10 protein-coding genes and 1 pseudogene are annotated in these 13,820 nt (G+C 73.4%); 4 read left to right on the top strand and 7 right to left on the bottom strand.

Going from position 1 to position 13,820, the window contains the following annotated elements:
- Positions 1-2: 2 nt before the first annotated feature.
- Entirely contained in the window at positions 3-611 is a 609-nt protein-coding gene (locus OG276_RS06910) for a (2Fe-2S)-binding protein (protein WP_243338761.1), read from the bottom strand.
- Positions 612-613: 2 nt separating this feature from the next.
- On the bottom strand, positions 614-1,510 hold the full coding sequence (locus tag OG276_RS06915) for a xanthine dehydrogenase family protein subunit M (protein ID WP_250744166.1): 897 nt from the start codon (positions 1,508-1,510) through the stop codon (positions 614-616).
- Between the two features lie 254 nt (positions 1,511-1,764).
- Between OG276_RS06915 and OG276_RS06920 the strand changes: the two genes are divergently transcribed.
- Both OG276_RS06920 and OG276_RS06925 read left to right on the top strand, forming a co-directional pair.
- Positions 1,765-3,444, top strand: coding sequence for a PucR family transcriptional regulator (locus OG276_RS06920; RefSeq protein ID WP_266903589.1), 1,680 nt, complete (start codon positions 1,765-1,767; stop codon positions 3,442-3,444).
- Positions 3,445-3,633: 189 nt separating this feature from the next.
- Positions 3,634-4,413, top strand: coding sequence for a hypothetical protein (locus tag OG276_RS06925; RefSeq protein ID WP_266903590.1), 780 nt, complete (start codon positions 3,634-3,636; stop codon positions 4,411-4,413).
- 749 nt (positions 4,414-5,162) lie between these two features.
- Here the strand turns inward: OG276_RS06925 and OG276_RS06930 are convergent.
- Complete coding sequence (locus tag OG276_RS06930) at positions 5,163-5,825, bottom strand: GntR family transcriptional regulator (protein WP_266903591.1); 663 nt, start codon at positions 5,823-5,825, stop codon at positions 5,163-5,165.
- 116 nt (positions 5,826-5,941) lie between these two features.
- Here OG276_RS06930 and OG276_RS06935 point away from each other — a divergent pair, with 116 nt between their 5' ends.
- Entirely contained in the window at positions 5,942-6,838 is an 897-nt protein-coding gene (locus OG276_RS06935) for a (2Fe-2S)-binding protein (protein WP_266903592.1), read from the top strand.
- A gap of 15 nt (positions 6,839-6,853) precedes the next feature.
- Here OG276_RS06935 and OG276_RS06940 read toward each other — a convergent pair.
- Positions 6,854-7,012 (bottom strand): annotated as a pseudogene (locus OG276_RS06940) (VOC family protein); the annotation flags it as partial.
- 334 nt (positions 7,013-7,346) lie between these two features.
- Here OG276_RS06940 and OG276_RS06945 point away from each other — a divergent pair.
- Positions 7,347-8,432 (top strand): DUF2637 domain-containing protein, encoded by a 1,086-nt coding sequence (locus OG276_RS06945; protein ID WP_266903593.1) that lies wholly within the window; start codon positions 7,347-7,349, stop codon positions 8,430-8,432.
- A 56-nt stretch (positions 8,433-8,488) separates the two neighbouring features.
- On the opposite strand, the gene OG276_RS06950 is transcribed toward OG276_RS06945, so the two are convergent.
- From OG276_RS06950 to OG276_RS06960, 3 genes are all read right to left on the bottom strand, one after another.
- Positions 8,489-8,875: an ATP-binding protein gene (locus OG276_RS06950; RefSeq protein WP_323182405.1), complete on the bottom strand. Its 387-nt coding sequence runs from the start codon at positions 8,873-8,875 to the stop codon at positions 8,489-8,491.
- 208 nt (positions 8,876-9,083) lie between these two features.
- Entirely contained in the window at positions 9,084-10,826 is a 1,743-nt protein-coding gene (locus OG276_RS06955) for a pyruvate dehydrogenase (protein WP_266903595.1), read from the bottom strand.
- A 66-nt stretch (positions 10,827-10,892) separates the two neighbouring features.
- Positions 10,893-11,777, bottom strand: a complete 885-nt coding sequence (locus OG276_RS06960) for a protein phosphatase 2C domain-containing protein (RefSeq protein WP_323182315.1) — start codon at positions 11,775-11,777, stop codon at positions 10,893-10,895.
- Positions 11,778-13,820: the final 2,043 nt, after the last annotated feature.

Raw genomic sequence — 13,820 nt, forward strand, 5'->3', positions numbered from 1 at the left:
GGTCAGACCGCCTCAGACTGACGGGCGGCCGCGAGGCGGACCGCGTCGAGGATCTTCTCGTAGCCCGTGCAGCGGCAGAGGTTGCCGGACAGGGACTCGCGGATGTCCTGGTCGGACGGGGAGGGGTTCTCCTCCAGCAGCGCGTCTGCCTGGACCAGGAGGCCCGGGGTGCAGAAACCGCACTGCACGGCGCCGGCGTCGATGAACGCCTGCTGGATGGTGGAGAGCTCGACGCCCTCACCGGTCTGGGAGTCGCCCGGCTTGGCCTGCCACTGCTTGGCCGCGTCCAGGGTGACGCCGCCCTTGCTGCCGCAGCCGCCGCCGGTGCCGCAGGCACCGCCGTGGCCGTGCTCGTCGCGCTGCTTGGCGAACTCCGCCAGGCCCTCGACGGTCACGACGTCGCGGCCCTCGACCTGACCGGCCGCGACCAGACAGGAACAGACCGGCACGCCGTCGAGACGGACGGTGCAGGAACCGCACTCGCCCTGCTCACAGGCGTTCTTCGAACCGGGCAGGCCCAGGCGCTCGCGCAGGACGTAGAGAAGGGACTCGCCCTCCCAGACGTCGTCGGCTTCCTGCTGACGGCCGTTGACAGTGAAATTGACGCGCATGATTACGCAGCCCCTTCAAGCGAGCGGCCGTTGTTCGAACCGCGGTACTGCTCCCACGTCCAGACGAGCTGGCGGCGAGCCATGATGCCGACCGCGTGGCGGCGGTACTTCGCCGTGCCGCGGACGTCGTCGATCGGGTTGGCCGCGCCGGAGGCGAGGTCACCGAACTGCTTGGCGATCGACGGGGTGATGACCTTGCCGGACTCCCAGAAGCCGCCCTCTTCGAGCGCGGCGTTGAGGAACTCCTCGGCGGCCTTCGCCCGGATCGGGGTCGGCGCGGCCGAACCGATGCCGGTGCGGACCGTGCGGGTCTCGGGGTGCAGCGCCAGGCCGAACGCGCAGACGGCGATGACCATCGCGTTGCGGGAGCCGACCTTGGAGTACTGCTGGGGGCCGTCCGCCTTCTTGACGTGGACGGTCTTGATGAGCTCGTCGGCGGCCAGCGCGTTGCGCTTGACGCCGGTGTAGAACTCGTCGATCGGGATCAGGCGGGATCCGCGTACGGACTCCACCTCGACCTCGGCTCCCGCCGCGAGCAGCGCGGGGTGGGAGTCGCCGGCCGGCGAGGCGCAACCGAGGTTGCCGCCGACACCGCCGCGGTTACGGATCTGCGGGGACGCGACCGTGTGCGAGGCGAGCGCGAGTCCCGGAAGCTCCGTGCGGAGGTTCTCCATGATCTGCGTGTACGGGACGGAAGCGCCGAGCCGGACCACGTCCTCCCCGACCTCCCACTCCCGCAGGAGACCGATGCGGTTCAGGTCCAGGAGGTACTCCGGCCGACGGTGGTCGAAGTTGATCTCGACCATCACATCGGTGCCACCCGCAATCGGCACAGCTGTGGGGAACTCGGCCTTAGCGGCGAGCGCCTCCTCCCAGCTGGCGGGGCGAAGGAAGTCCATGTGCGGCTCTCTTCTTCTTAATCGGGTCGTTCACTTCAAGCCAGGAGGCCCTTGGGCCCTCGACTGGTCGTTCACGTGCTGTTAACGCGGTGTGGACTCAGTACAGCGGCCATCCGTCCCTCGGGTGCAGTCACCGAAACCATGAAGGAGTTGGCTGGGGACCTCCCTCGTCTTGTAGATTCGTATGAAAGGCAGGATGCGACGACCTGCCCGATTTCCAACGGCAACATTCGAGACAGATCGGCGGCGACATCATGCGGCTGCGCGCACTGCTGGAAACCGAGGCGCTGGGGCTGCGGCTGCTGGGCGGCGAGGAAGAACTCGACCGGACGGTCCGCGGGGTCATGACGACCGACCTGAGGGATCCCAGCCGATACCTATCCGGAGGGGAGCTAGTCCTCACTGGCCTGGCCTGGAGACGAAATTCGGCCGACTCCGAGCCGTTCGTACGAATCCTCGCGAGCGCCGGAGTGGCCGGGCTCGCGGCCGGCGAGGCGGAACTGGGTGACATTCCCGACGACCTGGTCACGGCGTGTCTGCGCAACCGTCTTCCGTTGTTCGCTGTAAACGAAGACGTTGCATTCGCCACCATCACCGAGTACGTGGTGCGGCAGGTGTCGGGAGAGCGTGCCGGGGACCTCGCGGCGGTCGTGGACCGCCATCGGCGGCTCATGACCTCCGGTCCCGCCGGTGGCGGACCCGATGTGGTGCTCGATCTGCTCACCACGGACCTCGATCTCCGGGCCTGGGTGCTCTCGCCCACGGGCCGGCAGATCGCCGGGGCGGGCGAGCCGCTGGCGCCGGGCATCTGCGCGGCACTGGCGAGCGAGCACCTCGCGGCGGTCCGGACGGGCCGCAGAGGCCCGCACCGGATCTCCCTCCAGGGTATTACCTACTCCCTCTTCCCGATCAGGGGACACGGGCGCGGCCCCGCAGGTCCGGCGGCCCGGGACGTCCGCGAGAGCGTGCTCTCCGACTGGCTGCTGGCCGTCGAGGCCGACGCCGGCGACTGGCCGGCCGAGCGCCTCGACCTGCTCCAGGGCGTCACCCAGCTCATCGCCGTCGAGCGGGACCGCCGCGACGCGGCCCGTACGGTGCGCCGCCGCCTCGCCCAGGAGGTCCTGGAGCTGGTCCAGACGGGCGCCCCGCCCGCCGAGATCGCCGCCCGCCTGCGGGTGGCCGCGCCCGTCCTCCTGCCCGGCCTGGGCACCGCCCCGCACTGGCAGGTCGTCGTGGCCCGGGTGGACTGGGACGGCGGTGACATCGCGGGCGGCCCCGTCGCCCAGTCGCTGCTGGAGGAGATCCTCGTCGACCCGTCGGTCTCCGGGCCCGAACCCTCGGACCGGATCGCCGTCGCGCACGCCGGGGACGAGGCGATCGCCCTCGTACCGCTGCCCGCGCCCGCCGGGGAGCCCGGCGAGGAGAAGGGCCCCGACACCGCCCTGCACGCGGAAACGCTGCTCGCGGCCGTACGGGACCCCCTGGCGGCCGGACTCGCCGACGACGGCCGGCTCACCCTGGGCGTCAGCGCGGCCGTGTCCTCCGCCGAAGGGCTCCGCGGGGCCCTGGAAGAGGCCCGGCACGCCCGCCGGGTCGCCGCGGCCCGCCCGGGCCGGGTCTGCGCCGCCGGGCACCACGAGCTCGCCTCGCACGTCCTGCTGCTCCCGTTCGTCCCGGACGACGTCCGCCGCGCCTTCACCGCCCGGCTGCTGGACCCGCTGCGGGACTACGACCGCCGCCACCGGGCGGAGCTCATCCCCACGCTCGAAGCCTTCCTGGACTGCGACGGCTCGTGGACCCGCTGCGCGACGCGGCTGCACCTCCACGTCAACACGCTGAGGTACCGGGTCGGGCGAATCGAGCAGTTGACGGCACGGGATCTTTCCCGGCTGGAGGACAAGCTCGACTTCTTCCTCGCACTGCGGATGAGCTGAGAAGATCCACCGCCTGACCGGCCGGGGGGCCGGTCGGCGGCCGAGTGGGGGGCGGCCGGGGGCGACTGATGATCCGTCCGGACTTTGTGAAAGAGTTCACCCGACCCCTTGGCCGAACCTGCCGATCCGTGCTCTCATTTCGCCCCAGGGCTCAACGACGTGCTGCTTGGTTGCTTTGGGGAGGGCAATGTGGCGGATACCGCCATGTCCAGTGCCGGAACTATCGGGGGAGACGACCCCCTCCAGCGGGCGATATGGCGGCTGCGCTCGCGCGGCTGTTGGACCGACGCGGCGGCCCTGCTGACGCCGCACCTGTCCGATGCCGGAGCCGCCGTACAGCGGACCGGACTCCTGGTCGAGCGCTGCCTGTTCACGGGGCAGGGCTGGGCCGAGGCGGAGGACGCCCTGCGGGTGGCCGAAGCGGTCTCCCAGGACGACGACGACCGGGGCGCGGCCGCCTGCGAACGCGGTCACCTCGCGTACGCGGCGACCGTACTGGGCGTACGCGACCGGGCCGACGAGGCCCGCTCCGCGCTCGGCCGCGCGGCGGCCCTGCTGTCCCCCGGGTCGCGCACCCGGCCACTGCTGGACTTCCGGCGCGGCCTGGTCGCGGAGCACCTGGCGGACGCACCCTCCTCCGCCCTGCCCGCCTACAGGCGGGCCCACGCGGGCGCCCTGGCCCACGGGGACACCCTGCTGCTCTCCTTCACCTGGCGGCACCTGGCGGCGCTGGCCCTGCGGGACGGGGAGGTCGCCGAGGCCCGCAAGGGCTTCGCGGAGTCCCTCCGCATCCGGGAGGACCTGGGCTTCCTGGTCGGCACCGCCCCGGCGCTGGCGGCCCTGGCCGAAGCCGAACCGGAACCGGAGGCGGCCCGCCTCCGCGCGGAGGCCCGCCGCCTCTTCCACCTCCTGGGCGGAATCCCCACCTGGCTGGCAGACCAACTCCACCCCACCCCAACCCCTTCTTGACGCGCCAGGCGGGCCTCCCCGACTCCGCGCCGGGCACCGTCCCGGCGGTGGCCCGGCGGGGTGCTCGCCACCCCCGTCCCGGCGTGGGGGGCCCGGTGGGCGGGTGGGGATGCCCTGCGGGGCGAAGTCCCCGACCCGCCCTTCCACCGTTCCCCGGGCTCCGCCCGGACCCGCGCCTCAAACGCCGGCGAGGCTGAGGATGCCCCGGGCTGCGCCCGGGAAGGGGCCCCGGGCTACGCCCGGACCCCTGGGGCTCCGCCCCAGACCCCGGTCCTCAAACGCCGGACGGCTGAAAAGACCCAACCCCCGGGCGACTGAAAGGGCCCCAGGCGGCTCCACGCCCCGGCCAGAGACGAAGCCACCCGAGCCGGGCACGTCGGCACCCCCAGTCGGGTGCATTGGCACCCCGGCCAGGAACGGACGAACGCCGAGCCGGGCACGACACCCCCGGTCGAAGTCGGGGCACCCGAGCCGGGCATGCCGCCCCCCGGTCGGGGTTGGGGGCGCGCCGGGGTCGGGGACGGGGGCGGGGTGGGGTGTCGGCCTGGACGTAAAGCGTGATTTGTGGCGCAGGTACAGCCCGAACCCTGTCGGAGTAGAGCAGGGGGCGCCTAAATCATGCAGTCCAGGCCGACACCCCACCCCGCCCCCGGCACCGGCCCCCACGCAGCCAGGCAGACGCCGACCACACCCCAGCCCCGCCGGCGTTTGAGGCGCAGGGGCCCGGGGGACCGGTCCCCCGGGATCCGTCAGGGGGACGCGAAGTGGGTGCGGATCAGGGACTCCGCCTCCGGGAGGTCGCCCGTGGAGAGGGCGGCCAGTACCGCCACGTGCTGCGCCGCGTCCGCGACGAGGTCCGCCCGGCGGATGCGGCGGGGGCCCGGCAGGGGCCACTGGGAGCGGCGGTGGAGGTCCTCCGCCACCAGAAGGAGCTGGGCGTTGCCCGCCAGCGCGAGCACCGCCCGGTGGAACGCCCGGTCCGCATCGGCGTACCGCGCCGCATCACCCGCGGCTGCCGCCGCCTCCGCCTCCGCCGCCGCAGGCACCACCGCGGCCCAGGCCCCCGCCGGCACCGTACGGGCCAGCCGCAGCATCACGGGCACTTCGAGCAACGCCCTGACCTCGGCCAGCTCCGCCAGCTCCCCGGGGGTCCGGGTCAGGACCCGGAAGCCCCGGTTCGGGAGGCATTCGACGACCCCCTCCAGCGCCAGCTGCTGCATCGCCTCGCGCACGGGCGTCGCGGAGACCCCGAACCGCTCCCCCAAGGCCGGCCCCGAGTAGATCTCCCCCGGTGCCAGCTCGCCCGCGAGCAGCGCCGCACGCAGGGCGTCGAGGATCTGCCCCCGCACGGAGTGGCGTACGACCTTCCGGTTCTGCTGCTCCGGTACCCGGGCTCGGGCCGTCTCGCGCACTCGGTCCTCCACGGGTTTCGATCTGCACCCGAAGAATAGCCCGCCTTCCCACACCCCACAGAGATCAGGTAAGGTAAGGCTTACCTGTTAACGATCGCGTGATTCGGTGGTTCGCCATGACCGTCACGGCCGTCGCGCCCGCCCAGGGCCACGTCCACCCCGTCCGCCCCGTACGCACCCCCGCCCCGGCCGGCTCTCCGGTGGCGGACGCCTACGCGCGGCTGACCGAGGCCTACGCCGGACTGCGCGTCACCGAGCTCGCCCCGCACGAACCCTCCCCTCGCGGTGTGGGGTGGGTCGGTGCGGACGAGCTCGCGGCGGGCGGCGAGGCCCTGGAGGCGTTCCTCGCGTGGGACGAGGCCCAGATCCTGCGCGACTACGGGCGCCCGGGCCGACCGGACGTCGTGGCGGGGTTCGGACTGCACCGGTACGCGTGGGAGGCCTGTCTGCTGTTCACGGCTCCCTGGTTCCTGGACCGGCGCGTGCCGCTCCTGCCCCCGGAGGCCGTGTCCTTCCACCGGACCGACGGCCGGATGGCAGTCCGCGTCCACTCCTTCGCCTGCCTGCCGGACGACCCGGCCGCAGCGCTCCCCGGGGCCCGGGTCGTGCCCGACGAGGACGCGCTGCGCGCAGAGGTACGGGCTGCGGTGGCCCAGCACCTCGAACCGCTCATGGAGGGCTTCGGCCCGCGCATGCGGCGCGGCCGGCGCGCCCTGTGGGGCATGGTGACCGACGACGTGGTCGAGAGCCTCTGGTACGTGGGCAACCTGCTCGGCGAAGCCGAGGAGCAGCGGGCGATGCGCGAGCTGGACCGGCTCTTCCCCGGCTCGACCGCCCCGTACACCGGCGGCGCCGGCTTCCGCACCCTCGAAGCCCCGGACGGCCGGGAGCTGCCCACCCGTGACCGGGCGAGCTGCTGCTTCTTCTACACGATCCGCCCGGACGACACCTGCGTCACCTGCCCCCGCACCTGCGACGAGGACCGGATCACGCGCCTGACGGCCGACGACTGAGCGAAGCGGTCCGGCCTACGGCGCCAGGGTCCGCAGTACGCAGAACTCGCTGCCCTCGGGATCGGCCATGACCTCCCGGCTCCGATCCGGGCCCTGTCCCACGTCCGCCCTGGTGGCGCCGAGGCCGAGCAGCCTGGTCACCTCGTCCTCGGTACTGGCGTCGATCGGGCTGACCAGACCTTCTCCGGGGCAGTGTGGACCGGCGCCGCGCAGGGCGCCGAAGGGCGGCCGGTGTCACCCACCCGGCCGTACGCCCGCCACCGAGTTTCCGCGCCGCCGCCCCCGCCGACTCAACCCACCCGTCCGGCTGACGAAAATCGAACTCAACTCGTCCCACACGAGCGGGAGTTCGATCCGCAACACCCTATCCGGCGGGCTCCGCCCCCCGTTGGCGTCCACTTGCCCCGAAACCCGCGTGTACGGCTCACCGGCTGCGCCACTATGGCGCCCGGAAAGCCGCACCGGCCACAAGCCGAACAGCCGCATACGCGAGGCAAGGGACAACCGCATGAGACTGACCGACATATCGCTGGACTGGCTGCTGCCCGGCAGCCTGCTGATCCTGGGCGTACTTGCGGCAGTGGCGGTACTGGCCCGGGGCAAGCGCGAAGGCGAGAAGGCGGGGGTCGCCGAGGACAGCTGGGAGCGCAGCGAGGAGCGGCGGCGGCGCAAGGAAGCCGTCTACGGGACCGCCTCGTACGTCCTGCTGTTCTGCTGCGCGGCGGTCGCCGCGGCGCTCTCCTTCCACGGGCTGGTCGGCTTCGGCCGGCAAAACCTCAACCTGTCCGGGGGCTGGGAGTACCTGGTCCCCTTCGGTCTCGACGGCGCCGCCATGTTCTGTTCGGTGCTCGCCGTCCGCGAGGCCAGCCACGGCGACGCGGCCCTCGGTTCGCGCATGCTGGTCTGGCTGTTCGCGGGAGCCGCCGCCTGGTTCAACTGGGTGCACGCCCCGCGCGGATTCGGCCACGACGGCGCTCCGCAGTTCTTCTCCGGCATGTCCCTCTCGGCGGCCGTGCTCTTCGACCGCGCGCTGAAGCAGACCCGCCGGGCCGCGCTGCGCGAACAGGGCCTGATCCCGAGGCCGTTGCCGCAGATCCGGATGGTCCGCTGGCTGCGGGCGCCCCGGGAGACCTTCGGCGCCTGGTCGCTGATGCTGCTGGAGGGGGTCCGCACGCTCGACGAGGCCGTGGACGAGGTGCGCGAGGACAAGAAGGAGAAGGAGAACGACCGGCACCGCCGACGGGAGCAACACCGCCTGGACCGGGCGCACATCAAGGCGCTCGGCCGGCAGAACCGGGCGTTCGGGCGCGTGGCCCGCGCCCGTCAGGTCGAGGCGCCGGGGCTGGCCCCCGGAGCGGGCTCCGCGCCGGTCGGCGCGGAGCCGGCCATAGCGGAAACCGGACAGCTGCCCCTACGGCGCCGGCCCTCCCTGCAGGCCGTGAGCGGAACGGAAGCCCATCACACGGCCGAGAAGGCCGACACGGTCGTCGGCTCCCGGACGGTGGATCTCACCGCCGAGGACGATACGCAGACGCTCCCCCGGCTCGACTCGCTGGAACGCAAACTGAAGGATCTGGAGCAGCAGTTCGGATGATCACCTGACGGGCCCGGGCCCGTCCGGGATCCGGCTCGCGGGGTCCGCCCGTCCGCTCAGGCGGGCCCCGCCTCCTTCGCTCCGTCGAGCTCGAACCACACCACCTTGCCGCCCCCCAGCGACAGCCCGAGCGCGTCCACGCCCCAGGCGTCGGCGAGCGACTGCAGCAGCACCAGTCCCCTGCCGTGCGTACCGTCGTCGGCGGACGGTACGTGCGGCCGGGGCCGGCGGGCGGCGTAGTCGCGGACCTCCACCCGCAGCCGGTCGGCGGCGAGCGTCGCGGAGACCTCGGCTCCCTGATCGGTGTGGACGAGGGCGTTGGTGACGAGCTCGGTGATCAGCAGCTCGGCCACCTCGGCGGCCTCCGCCCTGCACCGGTGGCGCATCAACTCCCTGAGATCCCTGCGGACTTCCCCCACCGCTTTGAGATCGGCCCGCCGCACGCTCCGGGTGATCCCCGACGCGTGCACCGCCGCCTTGTCCTCGGCCGACGGTTCGCGCGGCACCGGCCGCCCTCTCCGCCACAACTTTCCGGCCTTCGCCCCCACCCGCACGGCGATGTACCTCCCGCGTGTCCACTTCCCGACGGCCCGCCGGTCGAACAGGCCTACGGGATGCATGCCCCCCGGGCGAATCCGCACGCATACGGGCTCAAGGGCGCGGCACGTTGCGGAGGTTGGATCGCGCCATCTGGATCATCCGGCCCACCCCTCCGTCCAGCACGATCTTGCTGGCCGAAAGCGCGAATCCGGTCACCATTTCAGCGCTGATCTTCGGTGGAATGGACAGGGCATTGGGGTCGGTGACCACGTCCACCAAAGCGGGTCCCTTGTGCTTGAAAGCGTCCTTCAAAGCCGCTGTGAGCTGCTTGGGCTTCTCCACCCGGACGCCGTACGCGCCCGCCGCGCGGGCGATCGCCGCGAAGTCGGGGTTCTTGTTCGTGGTTCCGTACGAAGGAAGGCCGGAAACCAGCATCTCCAACTCGACCATACCGAGGGATGAGTTGTTGAAGAGGACCACTTTGACGGGGAGGTCGTACTGCACCAGGGTGAGGAAATCTCCCATCAGCATGGAGAAACCGCCGTCGCCGGACATCGACACCACTTGACGTCCGCGATCGGTGAACTGTGCGCCGATGGCCTGCGGAAGGGCGTTGGCCATCGAGCCGTGGCTGAAGGAGCCGATGATGCGGCGCTTACCGTTCGGGGAAAGATAGCGCGCCGCCCATACGTTGCACATGCCTGTATCCACGGTGAACACCGCGTCTTCGTCGGCGAGTTCGTCGAGGACCGCGGCCACGTACTCGGGATGGATGGGCGTGCGCTTCTCCACCTTGCGCGTGTACGCCTTCACCACCCCCTCCAGGGCGTCCGCGTGCTTCTTCAGCATCCGGTCGAGGAACCGGCGGTCCGTCTTGGCCTTCACCCGGGCGTTCAGCGCGCGCAGGGTCTCGCGTACGTCGCCCCAGACCGCGAGTTCCAGTGTGGTGCGGCGGCCGAGGTGTTCGGGCCGGATGTCCACCTGGACGATCTTGACGTCGTCGGGGAGGAAGGCGTTGTAGGGGAAGTCCGTGCCGAGCATGATCAGCAGATCGCACTCGTGGGTGGCCTCGTAGGCCGCGCCGTAGCCGAGCAGCCCGCTCATGCCGACGTCGTACGGATTGTCGTACTGGATCCATTCCTTGCCGCGCAGGGCGTGCCCGACGGGCGCTTTGACCCGGCCGGCGAACTCCATCACCTCGGCGTGCGCGCCGGCGGTGCCGCTGCCGCAGAAGAGGGTGACCCGGTCGGCCTCGTCGATGAGCCGGACCAGCTTGTCGATCTCCCCTTCGCCGGGCCGTACGGTCGGCCGCGCGGTCACCAGCGCCTGCTCGGCGCTCTGCTCCGGTGCGGGCAGGGAGGCGATGTCCCCGGGCAGGGACACCACGCCGACGCCACCGCGCCCGATGGCGTGCTGGATGGCGCTCTGCAGGACCCGGGGCATCTGGCGGGGGTTGGAGATCAGCTCGCTGTAGTGGCTGCATTCGGTGAACAGCCGGTCGGGGTGGGTCTCCTGGAAGTAGCCGAGGCCGATCTCGCCGGAGGGGATGTGGGAGGCCAGCGCGAGGACCGGGGCCATCGAGCGGTGGGCGTCGTAGAGCCCGTTGATCAGGTGGAGGTTGCCGGGGCCGCAGGAGCCGGCGCACGCGGCGAGGGTGCCGGTGATCTGGGCCTCGGCGCCGGCCGCGAAGGCGGCGGTCTCCTCGTGGCGCACCTGGATCCACTCGATGCCGCCGGTGCGGCGGATCGCGTCGACGACGGGGTTGAGGCTGTCCCCGACGACTCCGTACATCCGGCGCACGCCGGCGCGCACGAGAATGTCGATGAACTGCTCCGCCACGTTCTGCTTGGCCATGGTGGGGGCGCCCTTTCCGGTTCGGCTCTGCCGGGTGCGCCTCCCATCCACGCATGATCCGCCGGGTTACGCCTCCCAGACCGCGGCGGCCGTCCGGTCGTCGGCGTAGCCCTTGAGGCGGAGCTGGGTGTCCGCGAGGAAGGCGGCGAGGCCCGGCGGGGGTGCGTCGGCCCAGCGGTCGGCGAGCTCGACGGAGAGCGGTTCCTCCTCGCGCATGGGGTCCGCGAGGCCGCCGGAGCACAGGAGCAGGGTGTCGCCGGGGCGGGCCACGGAGGCCCGGAAGCGGAAGCGGAACCCGCCGGGGGGCTCGGCGGATGCGGGTGCCGGACCGGTTGCCGGGCCGGTTGCCGGCGGGGGCTCCTCCAGGTCCCGCCACTGTCCGTCCCGGAGCCGGAACAGCCCGCCCGCGCCCGCGCCGAAGCAGACCCGGGTGCGGCAGCCGGGGTCGACCGGCAGCAGCAGTCCGCGCAGCCCGGCCGTGTAGCCGTCCTCCGGGAGCCCCAGCTCGGCGGCGCGGGCGCGCAGCTGCCCGTAGCCGCGGTCGGTGAGCCGCTGGAGCCCCGAACGCAGGGCTTCGCGCCGGCCGTCCCTGATGTCCTGCGACAGCCGCTCCTGGCTGCGCCCGACGGCTGCCGCGACGGAGCGGCACACCTCGGCGGCGGCCTCGGCGGCTCCGGGCGCGGCCCGGTCCCCGCCGGCGAGCACCACCAGGACCAGCGCGTCGGGCCCGGTGCCGAAGCGGGCGGTGAGCAGGAAGTCCCGCCGGGCTTCGCCCCGGAACCGGGCGGAGTCCCCGCGCACGGAGGCGGCGCGCAGCGTGTAGCCGCCGTACTGGGCCCCCTCCAGCACGGTGTCGGGGGTCAGCGCGGCGAGCCCGGCCGGGTCGGCGGCGGGCAGCGCGATGGGCTCCGCGGCGTAGGTGGGCGGCCGGTCCCCCAAATGCGCCACCACGGGCCGCGGCACCCCGAAAACCCCGTCCCCCGAGCCACCGCCCCCGTCCGTGGGAGCAGCCCCCCAGCCCGCCCCGGACCCCGGATGCGACCCGAGGGCAAAGCCGGTACCGGCACCAGAACCGAGCCCAGAACCGAAGCCGGCCCCCGGCACGACCCCAGAGCCGGGGCCGGACGCTGACACGGGGCCAGAGCCCGGCCCGGAGGCGGGCACGGAGCCGGGGCCGGGCCCGGGGCTGACACCAGCCCCGGAATCGAGTCCGAACCCGGGGCCGGGTCCGAAGCCCGACCCCGGTACGGGTCCAGAACCAGGGCCAGGCCCGGGGCCCTGACTGACGCCGGACCCGGAATCGCGTCCCGACCCCGGACCGACCCCAGGGCCGGACCCGAAGCCCGACCCCGGAACGGGCTCAGAGCCAGAGCCAGGCCCAGGGCCCTGGCCGATGCCGGACCCGGAACCGAGTCCCGACCCCGGACCGACCCCAGGGCCGGACCCGAAGCCCGACCCCGGAACGGGCTCAGAGCCAGAGCCAGGCCCGGGGCCCTGACTGACGCCGGACCCGGAATCGCGTCCCGACCCCGGAACGGGGCCAGAGCCAGGTCCGGAACCGGGACCGGGAGCGGCGCCGGGGCCAGAACCGAAGCCCGAGCCCGGAACAGACCCGGAGCCGTGGCTGACGCCGGACCCGGGGTCGACGCCGGACCCAGAATCGCGTCCCGACCCCGGAACGGGGCCAGAGCCAAGGCCGGAACCAGGACCGGCGCCGGGGCCGGACCCGAAGCCCGAGCCCGGAACAGGATCGGGGCCGTGGCTGACGCCGGACCCGGGGTCGACGTCGGGGCCGGAACCGAAGCCCGACCCCGGAACGGGGCCAGAGCCAAGGCCGGAACCGGGACCGTGGCTGACGCCGGACCCGGACCCTGGACCTGAGTCAAGACCAGGACCTGCACCGGGGCCGGACGCTGACACGGGGCCAGAGCCCGGCCCGGAGGCGGGCACGGAGCCCGGCCCGGGAACAGGACCAGAGCTGGGACTGGGCCCAGAGCCGGGACCGGAACCGGAGGCGGCACCGAAGCCGGCGTCAGACCCGGGACCGAACCCCTGGCCCGGGGTGCCACCGGGCCCGTGGCCAAGTCCGGACTTGGGAGCGGCGGCAGGGCCTGACCTGGGATCCGCCCCGGAGACGACGGAGCCGGCGCCTGGCGTCGGATCAGAGCCTGCGCCTGCTCCCGGAGCCGGACCAGAGCCCAGGACGGGGCCCGGGCCGGACCCGTACGCGGGCCCCGGCGGTGAGCCGGCGCCCGGACCCGTCCACGGATCGCCGGCGCCACCCGCTCCCGGTGCCGGGGTGGCCTGGACCGGGTGCCCGGCTTCGCCGTACGCGCCCGCGGGGCCGTGCCCAGCCTCCGCCGGGGGCGCAGCCGCTGTGGGCCCCTCGTCCCGCGGGCCCCAGCTCCAGTCGGATGGTTCGCCCGACTCCTCGGCGGGCAGCGCGGGCGGGACGGCGACGCTACCGAGTGCGTACCAGGTCTGGCCGCCCTCCCGGGGGTCCCGGGGCGGCGGCAGCGGCGAGCCGCCGTACGCGTCCCCCGTCCAGGCCTCCGACGCCGCCGCCGGTCCGGAATCCGCCACGGGCGGCTCCGCTTCCGCCTGGGGCACCAACCTGGGACCCGGCGTACGCGGCCCCGCCTCCGGCACGAAATCAGCCACCGGCGGCGTCCCCCCGGGCACCGGCCCCGGCTCAGGGACAGACGGCCCCACCACCGTCGCGGGCCCAGGAACAGGCGACCCCGCCTCCAGCACGGGCACAGCAACAGGCGGCCCTTCCACCACCGCAGCCCCGGCAGCCGGCACCTCGGGCGCAGCAACAGGCGGCCCCACCTCCGGCACGGGCACAGCAACAGGCGGCTCCACCTCCGGCCTGGGCCCAGGAACAGGCGACCCCGCCTCCGGCACGAAATCCGCCACCGGCGGCGTCCCCCCGAGCACCGGCCCCGGCTCAGCAACAGGCGGCCCCACCACCGACGCGGGCCCAGGAACAGG

The organism is Streptomyces sp. NBC_00086, from assembly GCF_026343255.1.
In the GTDB taxonomy this organism is placed as follows: domain Bacteria; phylum Actinomycetota; class Actinomycetes; order Streptomycetales; family Streptomycetaceae; genus Streptomyces.